Origin of the sequence: Lentibacillus sp. (assembly GCF_035301925.1) — a bacterium.
Taxonomy (GTDB): Bacteria; Bacillota; Bacilli; order Bacillales; family Amphibacillaceae; genus Lentibacillus.
In genome coordinates, this window is sequence record NZ_DATGTI010000088.1 from 35,766 (window position 1) to 55,313 (window position 19,548).

Sequence of the window (19,548 nt, forward strand, 5' to 3'; positions counted from 1 at the left end):
AAATCTGTGATTACTTTTGAGAACGTAACGAAGATTTATCAAAGTACAGGAAAGCAAATAAAAGCACTGGATAATGTCAATCTGCATATTGAGGAAGGTGAGATATTTGGTGTTATCGGTTTCAGTGGAGCAGGTAAAAGCTCGTTGGTTCGCTGTGCAAATTTACTCGAACGGCCTACTTTGGGAAAGATTGTTGTAAACAGCCAGGATTTGTTAAAACTTTCCCCTAAAGAATTAAGAGAAGCAAAACGAAATATTGGCATGGTTTTTCAGCACTTTAATTTGCTGAATTCAAAAACAGTTTTTACGAATGTCGCAATGCCTTTATTGCTCATGAACAAATCAAAGAAAGAAGTGGAAAACCGCGTTTACGAGCTATTGGATTTCGTTGGCCTTCGAGATAAAGCGAAAAATTATCCTGATCAGTTATCGGGAGGGCAAAAACAACGCGTTGGAATTGCCCGTGCATTGGCAACAGAGCCAGCGGTATTGCTATGTGATGAAGCAACATCGGCGCTCGACCCGCAAACGACAGAATCCATTTTAAAGCTTTTAAAAAGAATCAATCAGGAATACAACATTACGATTTTATTGATTACACACGAAATGGGCGTTATTCGGGAAATTTGCGATAAAGTGGCAGTACTCGATCAAGGGAAAATAATCGAATCAGGATCTGTTTTCGAGGTATTTGCACAACCAAGAACGGAAATTGCCCATGACTTTGTCAGTACAGTAATGCATGACGAAATCCCGGAATCCGTTCATCAGTTAATTCAAACACAGCAATCAACCAGTCAAATTTACCGCATTGTATTTGTAGGCAATTCCGCTGGTACTCCATTACTTTCTCAAATAGCAAAGCGTTTTGATGTGGAAGTGAATGTATTATTTGGCAGTATAACGGAACTGCAAGAAATTCCATTTGGTAATTTGATCGTTAAATTTGAAGGCGAAGCAAAAGAGATTAATCGGGTTTTAATGTTCATTAACCAACAGGAAGTAACTATAAAGGAGATATTGGCAGATGTTAGTTGACTGGAATCAAATCCTTGTGGCATTAGGGGAAACCATTATAATGGTTGCCATTTCACTGATTTTTGCAACTTTGATTGGCTTACCGTTAGGAATATTGCTGGTTGTGACACGCAAAGGACATATATGGGAGAATGCAGCGGTCTTTAATGTTTTGAATGCAATCGTAAACACATTTCGCTCGATACCATTTATTATTCTTATGGTTGCCGTTATCCCATTTACGAGATTGGTTGTTGGCACTTCAATAGGAACGGCAGCGGCTATTGTACCAATGGTGCTTTTTTCAGGGCCATACATTGCAAGATTAATTGAAAATTCACTGCTCGAGGTTGATCAAGGTGTGATGGAAGCAGCACAGGCAATGGGAGCAACACCATGGCAAATGATTGTCCGGTTCCTGCTGCCAGAAGCATTAAGCTCACTTTTATTAGGAATAACCATTGCTACGATAGGTCTGGTTGGTGCCTCAGCCATGGCCGGTGCGATTGGTGGAGGTGGTCTCGGTGATCTGGCTATTACTTATGGCTATCAGCGCTTTGACACCATCGTGATGATGATTACTGTAGCCATTCTTGTTGTCATGGTCCAAGGATTGCAAACGGCAGGAAATATTTTATCAAGAAAAGTTAGACGGCGTTAAAGCTTTGAGCTGCAATCTATGTGTCACTATAAATAAAAGGGGAGAAGACAACATGAAGAAATTTGGATTTTTAATAATGTTTATCAGTCTGGCGGTTGTTATGGGTGCATGCTCAAGTAATGCTCAAACGACAGTGAAAGTTGGAATCAGCGGTTCTGATACGACGGTTTGGGATTTTGTTGCTGAAAAAGCAAAAGAAAAAGGAATCAACGTTGAGATTGTCCGCTTTTCCGATTACGTACAGCCAAACCTGGCGCTGGCTGAAGGGGAACTTGATGCGAACGCTTTTCAAACGGTGTCCTATTTTGATGCATTCATCGAGGAACATAATTTAGATCTGGTTCCAATTGCCACAACCGTTATAGCGCCAATGGGGCTTTACTCTGAAAAATACGATTCGCCGGAAGAACTGCCAGATGGGGCGACCATTGCATTACCTAAAGAAGCCACCAATATGGGACGCGGGTTATTGCTGCTCCAAGAAGCTGGTCTGATTAAACTGGAGGAACATTTTGATGGAAACGGATCTCTGGACAAAATTATAGAAAACCCGAAAAATTTACAGTTTGAAACACTTGTGGCTGCTCAAACGCCGCGTGTCTTGCCGGATGTGGCAGCATCCATCATTAATAACGGTATCGCAGTTGATGCAGGATTCAGCCCTTTAAATGACTCCATTTTTCATGAAAATGAGACAGCAACACCATATATCAATATCATCGCTGTTAATAAAGAAGACAAAGATAACGAAGTGCTGCAGCAGTTAGCAGATATTTATCAATCAGGTGATGTGAAAGAACTAATTGAAGAGGAATACGATGGAAATCAAATACCAACGTTCGTACCATTGGATAAAATAGGATGGTAACCATTTTAGGATGCGGAAAATAAAAGATTTAAAAAAATAAAATGACGGGGTGATCAGATGACGGTGATAGCAGACAGATTAACGGAAATTAAAAAATCAATATCAGATTACATTGAGGCGAATAAAGAGCAATATATTAAAATAAGTCATATGATTCATGATAATCCGGAAATCGGAAATGAAGAATATTTTGCTTCACAATTGTTAACGGATATTCTTTCTAAAGAAGGTTTCTCTGTTAAAAAAGGTGCTGCAGGTCATGAAACAGCATTTCTGGCACAAAGACAAGGTGAAAAAGAGGGGCTGCGAATTGGATTTTTAGCTGAATATGATGCGTTGCCAGGAATAGGTCATGCATGCGGGCATAATATGATTGGAACAACAAGTGTTGCAGCAGCTGTTGCCTTAAGCCAGGTAATTGATGAAGTTGGCGGAAAACTGGTTATACTTGGGACGCCTGCTGAGGAAGGTGGACCAAACGGCAGTGCAAAAGGAAGTTTTGTTAAGGCACGATTGTTGGATGATATTGACGCCGCCATTATGCTCCATCCCGGAAATGAAACGAATCTGACCAGTCCGACTCTGGCTGTTGACCCCCTTGACTTTGAGTTTTTTGGGAAATCTGCACATGCTTCAGCAAATCCGGAAAAAGGAGTTAATGCATTAGATGGTGTTATTCAATTGTTTAATGGGGTTAATGCGCTACGGCAACATTTACCTTCTGATGTAAGGATTCATGGTGTTATTACTGATGGTGGTGATGCTCCAAATATCGTTCCGGCGTATGCAAAGGCAAGATTTTTTGTACGGGCCGCGACCAGGACTATATTAAAGGACGTTACAGAAAAAGTGAAAAAGATTGCAAATGGCGCTGCTTCAGCAACCGGGGCAACTGTCAAAATAACGGCATTTCAAAATGAAGTCGATAATTTTATTGTGAATGAGCGGTTTGATCATGTGTTTAAAGAGGTCATTGAGGGGTTAGGTGAGACAGTCAATACACAGAAAAAAACAGCTTTAGGATCAACCGATGCAGGGAATGTCAGCCAGGTTGTTCCTGCCATCCATCCCCATATTAAAATAGGCCGCTCAGATCTAGTCGGACATACGGTTGAATTCAAAGAAGCAGCAAGGTCCAAAAAGGGGGATCAGGCACTTATAACGGGAGCAAAGGCAGTTGCTTTGACCATACTGGAACTTTTAACGAATAGAGAAGTTTATGATGAGATTTATCAAGAATTTTTGGAACGGACACAGCCTGCTGATAAATAGGGCGAAAAATATTTTGACAAGATATAATTCGCATGATATATTATATCTTGTCGCATGGAGGTATACCCAAGTCTGGCTGAAGGGATCGGTCTTGAAAACCGACAGGCGGGTCAAACCGCGCGGGGGTTCGAATCCCTCTACCTCCTCCATTAAAATTGAACCGCATGAATTGGAGATTCAAAGAAACCGCCAAACCGTTACATTTGTAGCGGTTTTTTTTATATCAAAGGAATCAGGCACATCCGAACAATCGTGGATGTGCTTTTTTAGTGAAATTGATGACTTTTTACGAATACTGTAATATGTTTAATCAAATAACGTCTAATAAACAGGAGGACATCTGAGGAGAAGTCCGCTTAAAGGAGGCCGCGGGGATGGATGAGGAATTAATTTCGGACTGGTTTGATGCCTATAGTGAGGATATCTATAAGTTTCTTGTCTATTACATGTCCACTCCCGATGTGGAAGATTTGGTGCAGGAAGTCTTTATAAAGGCAATTGATCGGTATGATTCATTCAAAGGTGATTCCAGCCCTAAAACATGGCTCATATCAATTGCCCGAAACCTGGCCATTGATGAAGCACGTAAAAGGAAACGGCAAGATTGGCGGAAATTGATTAAAACGTATGATTATAAAACAGAGACATCACCGGAGGAAAAACAATTGGCCAATGAAACCAAACAGCAATTGCACCAAGCGATTGCCAAGTTGAAACAGGATTATCGGGACGTCGTCATATTGCGGGGAATTGAGGAATTATCGGTCGCCGAAACAGCGAATATTTTAAAATGGCCTGATACAAAAGTGCGGGTCACATTTCACCGGGCACTGAAGGCTTTGAAGGGGAAAGTAAAGGAGGGCTATCATGAATCTCAATGACGACGAATTGCAAAAGGAGCTAAAAGATTTGAAAACATCCGCTTCATTGGACCCTCAAAAAAAAGAATCGATGAAGATGGCAATTATAAAACATGCGAAAAAAAAGCGTAAACGGTCAAAATTAAAGCAGTCAGCCATCTGGTTATCGACGGCAGCCGCTTTGCTGATCTGCGGTGTGCTCGTGACGAATATAATCAACAACAATCAATCAGTATTGCCGACTGAGGAGCATGACACATCGGAATATAACGAAAGCACAAGTGAAAAAGCACAGGAACCTGCTGATAACTCAGATGATACAGCAGAAACTTTTGAAGATTCTCAGGTGCCTGAAGAATTATCGGTAACGGAACAGGCAACAGAAACTCAAACCATTATGAATGAAGGCATGGCGGAAGACGTGACGGTTACAAACTACACAATTGAACCATATGGGATTCGGTACCAAATGGGGGCGTTCCTTGGCAACTATACCACTGAAGACCAAACAGTCAGACATTACAGTGATGCTGATAATGCCTGGATTACAATTGAAGTCATGGAGGATGCCAAACTAAATGATGTCGTTTCTGAAACACAATCCGAATACAGCGGCGATTTCAACTATACGGAAGAGCCAACTGCCACATCAGAGGATGAAAATCCGTATCAAGGGATTCGACAGCATTTTTCAGACCCTCCTCAAGGCTATTATGCCTACCAAATCGGGGAAAATGTACTCGTCATTCAATATGAATATGTGATTGAAGCTGGCGATGGCATGGGACCACGACTGCAAGCTTTACGGGAATCAATCGAATAATAACATCAGAATAGGGCTTTCGCTAACAACAAGTGAAAGCCTTGATTTCCAAATCTTTTTTCCAGCCAATCAGTATATGCCTCTGTTTAAACGTGAAAGCAGAAAAACCTGGGTTTGTTTTGATACATTGGAACTTACAATATACTCTTGACAACCGGTGTGTTAGCAGGTATAGTACATAAAAATACATCCTAATTAATACAGTTGCATTCAATTGACCGCATTTTTTCATAAGTTGAAAATGATGAAGAGGTCAGTAGCAAACAGCTTCCCGCAAGAGATTGGAATTCACCGGCTGAAAGATTCCATCGGTGTCGGCTTTTGTGAAACCTGCCTTGGAGTGTCAGATTAAAACCTGACCGCAGTCTCGCTGCGTTATGAAAACAGAGTGGGCATGCATGGCATGTCAATGAAGGTGGTACCACGGAAAACACCCCAATCCGTCCTTTTACGAGGATCGATTGAGGTGTTTTTTCTAATTTATAAACGGTTATGCAAGATTATCAGAACTTAAAATGTTAAGGAGAGATGAGGATGAGTGAAAAACTCGCATTCATAGGTGCCGGATCCATGGCTGAATCGATTCTGATCGGCATATTAAACAGTGAATTTTATCCAAAAGAGAAGATTATAGTGACGAATAAGTCTGATAAAGAACGTCTGGCATTTTTGGAAAAACAATATGACGTTCAAAACTCAGACAATAAGCAAAAAACCGTAGAGGGTGCTGATATTGTCGTCATCGCCGTCAAGCCTTATGATCTGGAGGCTGCCGTGACGTCGATCAGCCATTACTTAAATGAGACCCAGTTGCTTATTTCAGTTGTAGCGGGTGTTTCAACCGATATGATTTCACGATTAATCGGCAAAGAAGTCCCGGTTATACGGGCAATGCCCAATACTTCATCTGCAGTGGGTCAATCTGCCACAGCTGTTACCCGGGGGAAATTTGCTGGAAAAAAACATCTGCAAACGGCGATGAAGCTGTTCAGTACAATCGGTACAGCAACTGAAGTATCCGAGGAAGATATGCACACCGTTACGGCCATATCGGGAAGCGGGCCGGCATATGTGTATTATTTAGTTGAAGCCATGGAACAAGCTGCCATGGATGCCGGGCTGGATCATGAAACAGCCCGCAAGTTAATCACACAGACAATTGTCGGGGCTGGGGAAATGCTGCAGACATCTGGCCTGAATCCAACCACATTGCGTGAGAATATTACAAGTCCCGGCGGCACCACACAGGCCGGACTGAAATCATTGAGCCGGCATAACTTTCAGGAAGCAGTCATGACATGTGTGGAACGGGCACGGGAACGTTCGATTGAATTGGGAAAGAAACTGTAAAAGAACCCTGTTTTCCCGCATCTAATGGTCAGTAACCCGGCCAAGAACGCCGGGTAACTTCCCCTAAATGCCCGATTCTGTTCAACTACCATTCAATGGGGAAGAGCGTCCCATTGAATTGGAGTTTCACTTTATGCTCCGAGTTCCTTGTTATCTTTTGCCGAAGCTTGAATATGCAGTGTTGCGATCATGCCGTAGAACGCATAGAAAAATTCATCCGGGGCAACCACCCGTATGTGTCCGACATCACTCGTATCAAAATCTAATGTTGCCTCCAGCAGCCGATACGTTGAATAGGCATAGAAGCAAAAGTATATATAATCAAACTTCGGCATCTTGTCATAAATGACGGCAATCTCATCTTTGTATTCATCCAAATTCCGTGTTGCCTCATCAATGAAAGCATGCAGATCAGACAAATCTGCTTCTACGACAAGGTCCCGTTCATTTTCCGTTCGAATGACAGCCAACGCCATGTGCTCCTTTCTGATTCAAAATATGTTTCAATGTTTACTCTACCTGAAATGATAAAAATCAGTGGTGATATAAATCACTGAAGGTGGCGTTTATTAGTCTTGAACCGGTAAATTTCAATATTGAAGTGACGCACTAAAAAAGGTGCTCCAATTCACTTGAGCACCTTTGTTCCTATCTTATGAGTTCCCGGGCTTTCCATTTGCGTGACTGCTGGATAAAATGGCTGATTTTCTTCAGAATTGGTTCAATCGATTCTTCCGCTTCAAGCAAGTCATAATCAGAAATATCGATGCGCAATATTGGGCATGCGTTGAAATTATTGATCCATTCTTCATAGCGGTTATACAATTCTTCCCAATAGGAAATAGGTGTATTCTTTTCCATGTCCCGTCCGCGGTTATGAATCCGCTCCACAATCTTATCAAAAGATCCTTCCAGATAAATTAATAAATCCGGATGTGGGAAATAAGGTGTCATTACCATTGATTCAAACAAGTTTGCATATGTTTCATAATCTGTTTTGGACATCGTTCCATTTTCGTAATGCATTTTAGCGAAAATGCCTGTATCTTCATAAATTGAACGATCCTGGATAAATCCGCCGCCATACTCGAAAATTTTCTTTTGTTCCTTAAAACGTTCAGCCAGAAAATAAATTTGCAGATGAAAGCTCCAGCGTTCAAAGTCATCATAAAATTTTTCAAGGTATGGATTTTTATCAACCTTTTCAAAAGACGTTTTAAAGTCCAGGGCGTTGGCTAACGCTTTCGTCATTGTTGATTTTCCGACACCGACAGTACCAGCAACAGTGATAATGCTGTCATGCGGAATCTTGTATTTATCACGTAAATTCATTTTGGTTCCCCTTTATTGTTTGGATTCTGTTTTATGGTTGCACATTTGCTGTTCCACACGTTCTATAATTTTATCAAGATTTTTCTGATGCTTTACAAAATCCATTTTATCTCCATCAATTCGAATAACCGGTATGTCAGGATGAAGCACCTCAAATTTATTCATATAATCTTCATAATCCTGTATAAGCTGTGCCAAATAGGATGGTTTGATATTCTGTTCAATCTCTCTGCCGCGAAGGTGAATTCGCTTTAAAATCGTGTCAAGACTTGCGTGTAAGTAGATCAACATATTTGGAACCGGCATATCTTTTGTTAATATATGGTAAATTTGTTCATATTTGTCAAACTTGTCCGGCTGCAGTGTACGTTTAGCAAAAATCATGTTTTTAGATATATGATAATCGGCTATGACCGATTTGTTCTTGTTCAGATATTGTTGCTCGATGTCTTCCAGTTGTTTATAACGATTGCAAAGAAAAAACATTTCTGTTTGAAAGCTCCATTCCTCAATATCGTCGTAAAACTTTCCGAGAAATGGGTTTTCCTCAACAATTTCTTTTAATAGATGGAAATCAAAATGGACAGAAAGTTTTTTTGCAAGTGATGTCTTTCCGATTCCGATGGGTCCTTCGATTGCGATGAATGGGACCTCTGGCATAACCTTCCCTCCAATCAGCAGCTGATTTCTTTGACAGATGGTTTACATTTTAGCATATCTAAAAAGGTACTTCCATTTTAAATTAGAATCTGTCTTTTCATTTGGCTTGAAATTTTGTATAATGTTTATTGTGCCTTTTTCTACTTTCGGGACGCTTCTCTTTGCAATGGACTAGTCTCACCAAAACATGCCCCCGTAGCTCAGGGGATAGAGCAACGGCCTCCTAAGCCGTGTGCGCAGGTTCGATTCCTGCCGGGGGCGTGCCTCATAAATTTCAATTTGAATGATACAACATACATTCCACTCAAATAAATCAATTCGAAAATTTGACACGAAAGGAATATGCAGCATGAGTTTGACAAAGAAAATCCTGATTGCGCTTGTATTGGGTGTTATAACCGGTGTTGGTTTAAGTTTTGCACCATCAGATGTCTTTTCTGTTGCTGATCAATACGTGTTAAATCCGGTTGGTCAGCTGTTTTTGAATTTGATTATGATGCTGGTTGTTCCAATTGTATTTGTATCCATCGTACTGGGCGCAGCGGGTCTCAGTGATCCGGTAAAACTTGGTAAGATCGGTGTGCAGACAATAACGTTCTATCTCGTTACGACAGCCATTGCCCTATCGATTGGTATTGGCATGGCCTATTTGCTGGAGCCTGGTGCAGAGGGGCATTTTAATATTGGTGATCAAGAATACGAAGAACAAACACCTCCACCTGTTATGGAGACACTGATTAATATTATTCCGGAAAATCCGATAGAGGCTATGAGCAGTGGTGATATGCTGCAAATTATTGCATTTGCTATTTTTATTGGTATTGCCCTGGCTGTACTGGGTGATAAAACTAAGCGGATTTATCGTTTGTTTGAAGAAGCAAATGAAATACTGTTATTTTTGGTCAATCTAGTCATGAAAACTGCCCCATATGGTGCATTTGCCTTGATTGCATCGGCTCTTGGTGATGCGGGACTTGATGCACTGGGATCGATGGCTATGTACATGGTTGCCGTTATTTTAGCTCTTGTTCTTCATGGAGCCTTTACGTACAGTTTGGCAATCCGGGGGATTGGCAAAGGAAGTCCTTTGACATTCTATAAAGAATTTTTTCCAGCCATGTCGGTTGCATTCAGTACATCCAGTTCCAGTGCCACGCTTCCTGTTTCAATGAGAATGGCCCAGGAAAGGCTTGGTGTCAGAAAATCAGTCAGCAGTTTTGTTCAGCCGCTCGGTGCGACAATAAATATGGACGGAACAGGCATCATGCAGGCTGTGGCGACGGTGTTTATTTCGCAGGTGTACGCGATTGATTTAGGATTAGCCGATATTATGATGGTTATTCTTACTGCTACACTGGCAAGTATTGGGACAGCAGGTGTTCCGGGCGTCGGTCTGGTTATGCTGGCAATGGTGTTAAATCAGGTCGGACTTCCAACAGAAGGCATTGCACTGATTATTGGTGTCGACCGCTTATTGGATATGATGCGGACATCCTTGAATATTACAGGTGACGCAGCGTGCGCTTTTATTATTTCAGAAAGAGAAAAACGAAAGGAAACTACCGGTACAAGCTAATGATGAAACGTTACGAATCCCCTTGCAGGATATTAATGCAGGGGGATTTTTTTAATGCACTTTAAGTAAAATACTTTAAAATTGTCACAAAATGTTCTAAAATAATGGGTGTTCCCGGAATGTTTATAAAATTGATATAATTGTACAATTACTGCAATTAGACGTACTCTGTCCAAGCACTTTGCAACCGGTTACAACAACTTTAAGATGAGGTGATAGGAATGGATATGCAGCACATACCTGCACAAGACGGTAAGTACAACCTGCAAAACTATGAAAACATGCGTGAGACGTTTTCATGGGATGATGTCAAACAACACTTCAGCTGGAATGAGACGGGTAAAGTCAACATAGCGTATGAGGCTGTAGACCGCCATGCAGAAGATCCCAGTAAAAAAGATAAAGCTGCGTTATTATATTCGTCACCCGATCGTGAGGAAAAAGTAACGTTTAGTGAATTAAGCAAGCGGAGCAATCAATTTGCAAACGTGTTGAAAAAATATGGGGTTGAAAAAGGCGATCGTATATTTCTTTTCCTTCCGAGAAGCCCGGAATTTTATGTCACGTTTTTCGGTATTTTAAAAACCGGTGCCATTGCCGGGCCGTTATTTGAAGCGTTTATGGAGCAGGCAGTTCGTGATCGTTTGCATGACAGTGAAGCAAGCATGCTGATTACAACGCCGGATTTACTTGAACGGATTCCGCAAGACGACTTACCTGCTCTTAAAAAAATCATTCTTGTGGGTGAAAATAGTGAAACGTCCGATAAATACCTCGATTATCATCAGGAAATGGCGGATGCATCAATCGATTTTGATATTGAGTGGGTTGATCTTGAGGATGGTATGCTTATTCACTATACATCCGGATCCACTGGTAAGCCAAAAGGTGTCTATCACGTTCACAATGCGATGATCCAACATTATGCCACTGCTGAGTGGGTACTGGATTTACGTGAAGATGATGTTTACTGGTGCACGGCTGACCCGGGCTGGGTAACCGGAACAAGTTACGGCATTTTTGCCCCATGGCTTCACGGTGTCACAAATGTCGTCCGCGGCGGTCGTTTCAGCCCTGACGACTGGTATGGCACGATTGATAAATATAATGTGACAGTTTGGTATACGGCACCAACTGCACTCCGGAAGCTGGTCAGTGCCGGTGAAGATGCTGTGAAAAAACATGATCTTTCATCATTGCGGCATATCATGAGTGTTGGGGAGCCACTGAATCCGGAAGTCATTACGTGGGGCTTGCAGACCTTCAATCTGAGAATTCACGATACATGGTGGATGACGGAAACAGGTGCACAGCTGATCGCTAACCTGCCATCACAGGAAATTCGCCCAGGCTCAATGGGCAAACCGATTCCGGGCATCGAAGCATCAATTGTTGACAACGAAGGAAATGAAGTCCCGCCAAATCAAATGGGTAACCTGGCAATCAAAGCACCATGGCCGGCAATGATGCGTCAGATCTGGAAGCGACCGGAAAAATATGAGAGTTATTTTATCAATGGCTGGTATGTATCCGGCGATAGTGCCTATAAAGATGAGGACGGCTATTTTTGGTTTCAGGGCAGGCTGGATGATGTCATTAATACATCCGGTGAGCGTGTCGGACCATTTGAAGTTGAAAGCAAGCTGATTGAGCATCCTGCTGTTGCCGAAGCCGGTGTCATTGGTAAACCGGATCCTGCGCGCGGAGAAATTGTTAAAGCATTTATCACACTGAATAATGGTTATAAAGATTCAAGTGAACTGCTTGAAGATGTACGCCAATTTGTTAAAACCGGCTTAAGTGCCCATGCTGCACCGCGTGAACTGGAAATTAAAGATTCGATTCCAAAAACGCGCAGTGGTAAAATTATGCGCCGTCTGCTGAAGTCCTGGGAGTTAGGATTGCCAACGGGCGATACGTCAACATTGGAGGAGTAAAATGAGGAGGCTGTCACAATTACGTGACAGTCTCATTTAAGGCAATCATTTTTTAAGTAAGTTACTTGTGGAAAGCGCCTTAATGGTACTAAAATGATAATGAAACAAGTTTTGCCTTTATTAGTAAAATGTTTATATACCAACATCTAAAGGAGTGAATTCAAATGGCTAAAATAGCAACTGTTATGACAGACATGTTTGAGGATGTTGAATATACAGATCCGGCTAAGGCTTTCAAGGATGCCGGACATGAAGTGGTAACAATTGGTCCGGAAAAAGGTAAAGACGTGACAGGTAAAAATAAAGAAGTGACGATCACGGTTGATGAATCAATTGCTGATGTAAAGCCGGAAGCATTTGATGCATTGTTTATTCCCGGTGGTTTTTCACCGGACATGCTGCGTGCAGATGAACGGTTCGTCAAGTTCGCCAAACAATTCATGGACGACAAAAAACCAGTATTCTCGATCTGTCATGGTGCGCAATTGCTGATTACGGCAAAAGCACTGGAAGGACGTAAGGCAACTGGCTTCAAATCCATCCACGTGGATATGGAATATGCAGGAGCGGATGTACTGGATCAGGAAGTCGTCGTGTGCAGCAATCAGCTGGTGACAAGCCGCCAGCCGGATGACATTCCTGCGTTTAACAGGGAAGCATTGAATCTTTTAAGCGGCTGACAAAAATCCCCCGATCGCTTGAACAGCGGTTAAGGGGGATTTTTTCAATCCAATTTCCGGATTGTAAAGTTATCCTGCAGGAGCAGCCAGTTTTGTGGAAATGCCAAACCTAATTTCCAGTAGCTTATTCCCAGCAAATTCAATTCTTTGATCATATCAAATTTCGCCTGAATCGATCGTGCATCCTCAAACCATACTTCATGATTGTTCCCCTGTGTATCTGTATACGTGTAGAAGGGTGCCTGTGCTTCGGTATCATATTGAATGGCCACATTTTGTTCGCGTGCTCGTGTAATCGCTTCCTGGGGACTGATGGCTTCAGCAGGTTCGCCGCCCTCTACAAATGGCAGCGTCCAGTCATAGCCGTATAAATTTTGTCCAAGTAAAATTTTATTTGCCGGCATAACACTCAATGCGAAATTAACGACTTTCCGTACTTCATCGATCGGTGATACAGCTAGTGGTGGTCCATAACTATAGCCCCATTCGTACGTCATGAGCACTACAAAGTCAGCAATTTCACCATGTGCTGCATAATCATGCGCTTCATACCAAGCACCGGTCTGTTCTGTGCTTGTTTTCGGCGCCAGTGCAGTGGACATTAATAAATTCTCTTCTGATAAGCGCTGTTTTGCTTTTCGCAAAAAATTATTGTAAGCTTCACGGTCTTCGGGCGGCAGAAATTCAAAGTCAAAATGGACATCACTGAACCCGACTTCATTCGCCACATTGATGATATTGTCCAGTAATGTATTCTGTACAGCTTGAACAGTCACGATAATATGTCCAAGTTCCTGGCTGAACTCTCCTTCCTCAAGGTTGGTAACCACAAGCATCAGTGAGGTATTTTGACTGGCGGCAATTTGTGCAAAGTTATTCAGCGGCGGAGCTGTCAGCGTGCCATCACGGTTGATCTGATAGCTGAAAGGTGCCAGGTAGGTCAGGTATGGCGTTGTTTTGGTGGCGGCGTTGATTAGCGTTTGGGAAACTTCTTCCCCCGTAGGCTCGATATAGGCATTTGCAGTGATTTCCGGTTTTGGTTGCTCGGGAATATATAATCGTGTCCCCACAGATAGTGTACTTCCAACCGGAATATTGTTACTTTGCGCAAGCTGTTCAGCAGAAAGACCAAATTGCTGGCCAATCGAATATAAGCTGTCTCCCTCTTGGACAAAATAAAATTGCCCAATAATAGGAATGACCAGTGTCTGGCCTGGCACAAGGTTATTTGGAGCGTCGAGTTCGTTTGCATCTATCAAATCCGCTGGCACAGTTCCGTATGTATTAGCAATGTTATAAAGCGTATCGCCTTGCTGTACCACATGAATCTGCAAAAAATCCCCTCCCTTAAATTCATTTCCTCTTATACAATATGAATTAAGCGGAGAGGATATAACTTAAATTGGATCAATGACAGCATCCATAACGGAACGCATGAGATAGAGCGCGTATTCGTTGCCGTCTTTTTCTTCGGATGCCATACAATTTTCCGGAATATGCATCGTATATTTATACATATAAGCATCCTTTGCCGTAAACAAAATGCAAATGTCGCCGGCGATTCCGGCCATGATCAGATGTGTTCTGCCAAGGTCGTTTAACAGGGCATGCAATGGCGTCTGGAAAAAGGCTGAATGCTGTGGTTTAATCAGGAAATAATCCGAATCATCCGGTTTTATTTCATGAATGATATGCCTGTTTCGGCTGTTTTGACAGTGGTTGAGAATTTTCCGGAAGTCTGAGTGCCAAGTGCCGTAATGATCATTGATGTAAATGATGGGAATGTCATTTTCTTTTCCGAACTGCCTCAACCTTTTTAAATCAGGTAAAATAGTTTCTGTATATTTCAGCAGTTTGCCACTGCCGTCAAAGTTAAAATCATTTATAATATCAATAAATAGAATGGCACTGTTATCAATAGACGTATCCATAAAGCGACTCCTTTCTTCTTTCAGTTTTTCCTTTATAATTGATTTCAAACGTTACGAGGTGTTGAAATGGAAAAAGATGCTGTATATATGCGGGAAGCCATCAAACAGGCTGGAAAGGCAAAAGAAGTGCATGAGGTACCGATTGGAGCGGTGATTGTTTATCGGGATGAGATCATCGCAACAGGTTATAATGTCCGTGAAATATCGCAGAAAACATTATCACATGCGGAACTTTTTGCCATTGAGGAGGCAAACCGAAAAATTGGGAGCTGGCGGCTCGAGGACTGTACCTTGTATGTTACGCTTGAACCGTGTCCAATGTGCGCTGGGGCGCTTGTCCAGTCACGCATTAAACGGGTTGTGTTTGGGGCACCGGATCCGAAAGCAGGTTGCGCAAGTACGCTGATGAATCTGCTGCAGTACGAGCGGTTTAATCATCAGGCTGACGTGACGGGCGGTGTATTGGAAGCTGAGTGCAGTGCTATGCTGACGGCGTTTTTCCGGGAGCTTCGGCAAAAGAAATCATAATTTAAGAAAGATTACTAACCCCCGGTTATCAGTGAAATACGTCTATCAACAAGTTTTCTAATTGTATCCTTCTTACCGGCGGGACAGAAAATTGACTGTAAAATGTATCCACTTCCTGATTATGATTGCATTTTACATGAAATATAAGTATAATAATGATTGCCGTGCTAAGCGGGGAGGTAGCGGTGCCCTGTACTCGCAATCCGCTATAGCGAGGTCGAATTCCCATTTGAGGCTGGATGTCTTTAAGGCCTGCCTCAAGGGAGTGGTGTTGACGCCCAGGTCCTGCGCAACAGGAACCCATGAACCCTGTCAGATCCGGAAGGAAGCAGCAGTAAGTGGTCATTCTTGTGTGCCGCGGGGAAGCCTGAGCCGAGCCATGAACTTGGGTAACGCTTAGGGACATCCGGTCAACAATGGGTGCACGGTATACATAATAAAGAAAGACTGTACCAATGTCATCGTGACAGTGGTGCAGTTTTTTTCATATCTATGGAAAATTTATTAACATAGAGCTGTTTATCTTCATTTTTTAGAATCATTAGCAATTTTAAGCAAATTCATCAGTAATTTTACACATTCTATCAGCAACTTTTGGGTGTTCATCAGAATTTGCGTCTTACCTGTCTATATCCTAAGACTAAATTTTAACTAATCATCCGTCAGGGTTCACATTCACCTATAAAATCGAGTATAATTTAGATAGAAATAAAAAAGGGGAAACGTTCATTATGAGCTATCAGGCACTATACCGCGTATGGCGGCCAAAAACCTTCCAGGATGTTGTCGGACAGACCCACATTACGAAAACACTGCAGAATGCGATTGTTCAAGAAAAATTTTCGCATGCCTATATATTCTCCGGGCCACGGGGAACCGGAAAAACGAGTGCCGCGAAGATTTTTGCGAAAACGATCAATTGTGAACATGCCCCTGTCAAAGAACCGTGTAATGAATGTGCATCCTGCCGCGGTATTCAGGATGGTTCGATTAACGATATTATCGAAATGGATGCGGCATCAAATACAAGTGTTGAAGATGTCCGCGAGATACGAGATAAAGTCAAGTATGCCGCCAGCTCAGTTCCATATAAAGTGTACATTATCGACGAAGTGCACATGATTTCCACAAGTGCGTTCAACGCCTTACTGAAAACGCTCGAGGAACCGCCGAAACACGTTGTCTTCATCTTGGCGACGACTGAACCGCATAAAATTCCGCTGACGGTAGCTTCGAGGTGTCAGCGTTTTGACTTCAAACCAATCTCGAACAAGTCCATTGTTGAGCGGATGCGAACAGTTATTGAAGCTGAACAAATAACTGTTTCGGATGAAGCATTGGAAACTGTTGCACTTGCCGCAGAGGGCGGTATGCGGGATGCGCTCAGTATTCTTGATCAGGCGATTTCATATAGTGATGAAGAGGTACAACTGGAAGATGTACTTGCTGTCACGGGTGGTGTGGCACAGGGGATATTGACAGACGTTGTCAAAGCCATGCATGATCAGGACGTACAGAAAGCTCTATCACTGCTTGATGATTTGATTCAGAACGGAAAAGATCCGGCACGTTTTGTGTATGACCTGATTTATTTTTTGCGCGATCTGCTGCTGTACAAAAGTGCGCCAAGCCTTGAGGATATATTGGAACGTGCCATGGTTGATGAATCATTCAGAGAGCTCGCCGGAAATGTTTCAGAAGACTGGACCCAGGAGACAATCACCCACCTGAACCAGTGCCAACAGGAAATCAAATGGTCAACCAGCCCGAAAGTGTTTATCGAGATTGCCATTTTGACGATAACCAATCGAGGCAACCGACAGGACGCACCGGCGAATGTCGCTGATGCTGATACGGTTTCAAAGCTTATGGGAAGAATTGAGCATCTGGAAAAAGAATTGACTGCTTTGAAGGAATCACCGGCAGCTGCAAAGCAGCCAGCACCGGCAAAAGAACCGAGACGATCGAACCCGAGATCGGCGAAAAACCGTTACAATGTGCCGTATGAGAAAATCCGCCGTGTGCTGGATGCAGCGGAAAGATCAATCCTTAAAGAAGTCCAGTCACAATGGGCGTCATTTTTAAGTCAACTGAAATCGACAAGCGCCCCGGCACATGCTACAATACAGGACAGCAAGCCTGCTGCCGCGTCAAGTGATTCCCTGGTCGTCCAATTTAAATACGAAATTCATTGTTCACTGTTTTTGGATAACCGGGAAACTGTGGAGTCGGTGCTGGCAAGAGTGACGGGCAAGAAGTGGACGATTATACCAATACCTGCGAATAATTGGCAGGAGCTGCGCAATGAATATCTGAGCAGACAAGAGCAATCAGCAGCCAAAGAAGAACAGCAGACGGACCCTCTTGTGGAAGAAGCCCGTAAGCTGGTAGGGGATGAGCTGCTTGAAATTCACGATGAATAGATCATTTTTCTAGGAGGCGTTTTTTTATGAAAGGCAATATGAACAATATGATGAAGCAAATGCAAAAGATGCAGAAGAAAATGATGAAGGCGCAGGAAGAGTTGCATGAAATGACATTTGAAGCATCAGCCGGGGGTGGCATGGTTAAAGTGACGGCCAATGGTAAAAAAGAAATAACAGATGTTGAGATTTCTGAAGAAGTGGTCGATCCCGACGATATTGATATGCTTCAGGACCTGATTTTAACAGCTACAAACGATGTCATTCAGCAAATCGAAGACAAAACCAACGAAACGATGGGACAATTCACAAAAGGAATGAATCTGCCCGGCGGAATGTTCTAACGTCAGAAAAGAAATAGGATAGTTGACCTTATAAGAAAAACTTCGGCATTCGAATGCCGAGTTTTTCTAATGGGAGGCATATGCATGTATTATCCGGAACCGATTTCCAAACTGATTGACAGTTTCACAAAATTGCCAGGGATCGGCCCTAAAACCGCTGTCCGTCTGGCATTTTTTGTGTTAAACATGAAAGATGATGATGTGGTGGAGTTTGCCAAATCATTGGTGAATGCTAAACGTGAATTAACACACTGCTCAACTTGCGGTCATATCACAGACCAGGATCCATGTGCGATATGTCAGGATACGTCAAGAGATGGCTCGATTATCTGTGTTGTGCAGGATCCGAAAGATGTGATTGCCATGGAAAAAATGAAAGAATATAACGGAAAATATCATGTGCTGCACGGTGCCATTTCACCGATGGATGGTATTGGTCCTGAAGATATCAATGTGCCGGATCTGATCAATCGGCTAAAAGATGAAGCGGTCGAGGAGCTGATTCTGGCTACGAACCCGAATATTGAAGGGGAAGCGACAGCGATGTATATTTCCCGTCTTGTTAAGCCATCAGGCATTAAAACGAGTCGGATTGCCCACGGATTGCCGGTTGGCGGTGACCTTGAATACGCAGATGAAGTGACGCTGTCTAAAGCACTGGAAGGCAGACGAGATTTATAAAGACAGGTGAGGCGTATGGGAAGAAAAAGACGGAAACGAGAAGTGGACGAGCAATTATTGGATTCATTGTTTTTATTGGAACATGAATGGAAGGTCATGCAATCGATTGTGAAAAAAAGTATCGAACCGACTGAAGAAGGGTTTTATAAAGAGGGTATCGCACAAGCTAAATATTTATATCTATTACGGGAAGCCAGACACCGGAAAATCAGTGCTATCCGCTACAATCAATAGATTTCAGTTCTTTTTCCTTATATCCTTTCATATATAAATAGAAAGGGACAAGGAAAAGGAGTGATTCGGCATGAGCTCGACATTGGTCATTTCGATCATGGTGGTATTAATCGTTATTCTATTATTTGTAGGTGCTCCTGTTAAACCAATACGTTTCATCGCGAACAGTACTGTGAAACTGGGAATCGGCATATTGTTCCTGTTCTTCTTTAACGTATTCGGTGGAACAATAGGCCTGCATATCCCTATAAATCTATTTACAGTGATCGTCTCGGGATTTTTGGGTTTGTTTGGCCTGACTTCGCTTGCCGCCATTCACCTATTTATCCTGCCGTAAAAAATTGTTCTGGCCTGCCTTCGTTCAATTTGTA

At 42.5% G+C, this 19,548-nt stretch carries 21 protein-coding genes, 2 tRNA genes, 1 other RNA gene and 1 other annotated feature; of the genes, 19 read left to right on the plus strand and 5 right to left on the minus strand.

Annotated features, from left to right (window positions below; all coding sequences use genetic code 11):
- Positions 1-6 precede the first annotated feature (6 nt).
- The 8 genes from VK080_RS07820 to proC all read left to right on the plus strand — a co-directional run bounded on the left by VK080_RS07820 (position 7) and on the right by proC (position 6,851).
- Entirely contained in the window at positions 7-1,038 is a 1,032-nt protein-coding gene (locus VK080_RS07820; RefSeq protein ID WP_324224212.1) for a methionine ABC transporter ATP-binding protein, read from the plus strand.
- Positions 1,028-1,678 (plus strand): methionine ABC transporter permease, encoded by a 651-nt coding sequence (locus VK080_RS07825; protein ID WP_324224213.1) that lies wholly within the window; start codon positions 1,028-1,030, stop codon positions 1,676-1,678. Before VK080_RS07820 ends, VK080_RS07825 begins: the two co-directional genes overlap by 11 nt.
- Positions 1,679-1,730: 52 nt before the next feature.
- Positions 1,731-2,546, plus strand: a complete 816-nt coding sequence (locus tag VK080_RS07830; protein WP_324224214.1) for a MetQ/NlpA family ABC transporter substrate-binding protein — start codon at positions 1,731-1,733, stop codon at positions 2,544-2,546.
- A gap of 57 nt (positions 2,547-2,603) precedes the next feature.
- Entirely contained in the window at positions 2,604-3,818 is a 1,215-nt protein-coding gene (locus tag VK080_RS07835; RefSeq protein ID WP_324224215.1) for a M20 family metallopeptidase, read from the plus strand.
- 56 nt (positions 3,819-3,874) lie between these two features.
- Positions 3,875-3,967: transfer RNA gene (locus VK080_RS07840), tRNA-Ser, on the plus strand.
- Positions 3,968-4,192: 225 nt separating this feature from the next.
- Positions 4,193-4,699, plus strand: a complete 507-nt coding sequence (locus VK080_RS07845; protein WP_324224216.1) for an RNA polymerase sigma factor — start codon at positions 4,193-4,195, stop codon at positions 4,697-4,699.
- On the plus strand, positions 4,686-5,501 hold the full coding sequence (locus tag VK080_RS07850) for a hypothetical protein (protein WP_324224217.1): 816 nt from the start codon (positions 4,686-4,688) through the stop codon (positions 5,499-5,501). The genes VK080_RS07845 and VK080_RS07850 overlap by 14 nt, the downstream gene beginning before the upstream one ends.
- A gap of 235 nt (positions 5,502-5,736) precedes the next feature.
- Positions 5,737-5,952, plus strand: a binding site (T-box leader).
- Between the two features lie 83 nt (positions 5,953-6,035).
- Positions 6,036-6,851: a pyrroline-5-carboxylate reductase gene (gene proC, locus VK080_RS07855; RefSeq protein WP_324224218.1), complete on the plus strand. Its 816-nt coding sequence runs from the start codon at positions 6,036-6,038 to the stop codon at positions 6,849-6,851.
- Between the two features lie 131 nt (positions 6,852-6,982).
- Here proC and VK080_RS07860 read toward each other — a convergent pair whose 3' ends face one another.
- The 3 genes from VK080_RS07860 to VK080_RS07870 all read right to left on the minus strand — a co-directional run bounded on the left by VK080_RS07860 (position 6,983) and on the right by VK080_RS07870 (position 8,843).
- Complete coding sequence (locus tag VK080_RS07860; protein WP_324224219.1) at positions 6,983-7,321, minus strand: hypothetical protein; 339 nt, start codon at positions 7,319-7,321, stop codon at positions 6,983-6,985.
- A 178-nt stretch (positions 7,322-7,499) separates the two neighbouring features.
- Positions 7,500-8,183: a deoxynucleoside kinase gene (locus VK080_RS07865; RefSeq protein ID WP_324224220.1), complete on the minus strand. Its 684-nt coding sequence runs from the start codon at positions 8,181-8,183 to the stop codon at positions 7,500-7,502.
- A gap of 12 nt (positions 8,184-8,195) precedes the next feature.
- Entirely contained in the window at positions 8,196-8,843 is a 648-nt protein-coding gene (locus VK080_RS07870) for a deoxynucleoside kinase (protein WP_324224221.1), read from the minus strand.
- A 189-nt stretch (positions 8,844-9,032) separates the two neighbouring features.
- On the opposite strand from VK080_RS07870, the gene VK080_RS07875 reads away from it, so the two are divergent.
- The 4 genes from VK080_RS07875 to VK080_RS07890 all read left to right on the plus strand — a co-directional run bounded on the left by VK080_RS07875 (position 9,033) and on the right by VK080_RS07890 (position 13,036).
- A tRNA-Arg gene (locus VK080_RS07875) sits at positions 9,033-9,104 on the plus strand.
- An 88-nt stretch (positions 9,105-9,192) separates the two neighbouring features.
- Entirely contained in the window at positions 9,193-10,419 is a 1,227-nt protein-coding gene (locus VK080_RS07880) for a dicarboxylate/amino acid:cation symporter (protein ID WP_324224222.1), read from the plus strand.
- Positions 10,420-10,640: 221 nt separating this feature from the next.
- Entirely contained in the window at positions 10,641-12,356 is a 1,716-nt protein-coding gene (acsA, locus tag VK080_RS07885; protein ID WP_324224223.1) for an acetate--CoA ligase, read from the plus strand.
- Positions 12,357-12,520: 164 nt separating this feature from the next.
- Positions 12,521-13,036, plus strand: coding sequence for a type 1 glutamine amidotransferase domain-containing protein (locus tag VK080_RS07890; protein WP_324224224.1), 516 nt, complete (start codon positions 12,521-12,523; stop codon positions 13,034-13,036).
- Positions 13,037-13,080: 44 nt separating this feature from the next.
- Here the strand turns inward: VK080_RS07890 and VK080_RS07895 are convergent, their stop codons facing one another.
- Together VK080_RS07895 and VK080_RS07900 are read right to left on the minus strand one after the other, a co-directional pair.
- Positions 13,081-14,370, minus strand: a complete 1,290-nt coding sequence (locus tag VK080_RS07895) for a glycoside hydrolase family 18 protein (RefSeq protein WP_324224225.1) — start codon at positions 14,368-14,370, stop codon at positions 13,081-13,083.
- A gap of 63 nt (positions 14,371-14,433) precedes the next feature.
- A complete protein-coding gene (locus VK080_RS07900; RefSeq protein WP_324224226.1) occupies positions 14,434-14,967 on the minus strand; it encodes an isochorismatase family cysteine hydrolase in 534 nt (177 codons plus the stop codon).
- Between the two features lie 66 nt (positions 14,968-15,033).
- Between VK080_RS07900 and tadA the strand changes: the two genes are divergently transcribed.
- The 7 genes from tadA (at position 15,034) to VK080_RS07935 (ending at position 19,514) form a co-directional block, all read left to right on the plus strand.
- The gene (gene tadA, locus VK080_RS07905; protein WP_324224227.1) at positions 15,034-15,495 is read left to right on the plus strand and encodes a tRNA adenosine(34) deaminase TadA; all 462 of its coding nucleotides are present in this window, start codon (positions 15,034-15,036) and stop codon (positions 15,493-15,495) included.
- Between the two features lie 162 nt (positions 15,496-15,657).
- An RNA gene (gene ffs / locus VK080_RS07910) (signal recognition particle sRNA large type) lies at positions 15,658-15,923 on the plus strand.
- Positions 15,924-16,226: 303 nt separating this feature from the next.
- Positions 16,227-17,918, plus strand: a complete 1,692-nt coding sequence (gene dnaX / locus VK080_RS07915) for a DNA polymerase III subunit gamma/tau (RefSeq protein WP_324224228.1) — start codon at positions 16,227-16,229, stop codon at positions 17,916-17,918.
- A 26-nt stretch (positions 17,919-17,944) separates the two neighbouring features.
- Positions 17,945-18,262 (plus strand): YbaB/EbfC family nucleoid-associated protein, encoded by a 318-nt coding sequence (locus VK080_RS07920; protein ID WP_324224229.1) that lies wholly within the window; start codon positions 17,945-17,947, stop codon positions 18,260-18,262.
- Positions 18,263-18,346: 84 nt separating this feature from the next.
- On the plus strand, positions 18,347-18,943 hold the full coding sequence (recR, locus tag VK080_RS07925; protein ID WP_324224230.1) for a recombination mediator RecR: 597 nt from the start codon (positions 18,347-18,349) through the stop codon (positions 18,941-18,943).
- Between the two features lie 15 nt (positions 18,944-18,958).
- Positions 18,959-19,177 (plus strand): YaaL family protein, encoded by a 219-nt coding sequence (locus VK080_RS07930; RefSeq protein WP_324224231.1) that lies wholly within the window; start codon positions 18,959-18,961, stop codon positions 19,175-19,177.
- Positions 19,178-19,247: 70 nt separating this feature from the next.
- Entirely contained in the window at positions 19,248-19,514 is a 267-nt protein-coding gene (locus VK080_RS07935; protein ID WP_324224232.1) for a pro-sigmaK processing inhibitor BofA family protein, read from the plus strand.
- The last annotated feature ends 34 nt before the right edge of the window (positions 19,515-19,548 follow it).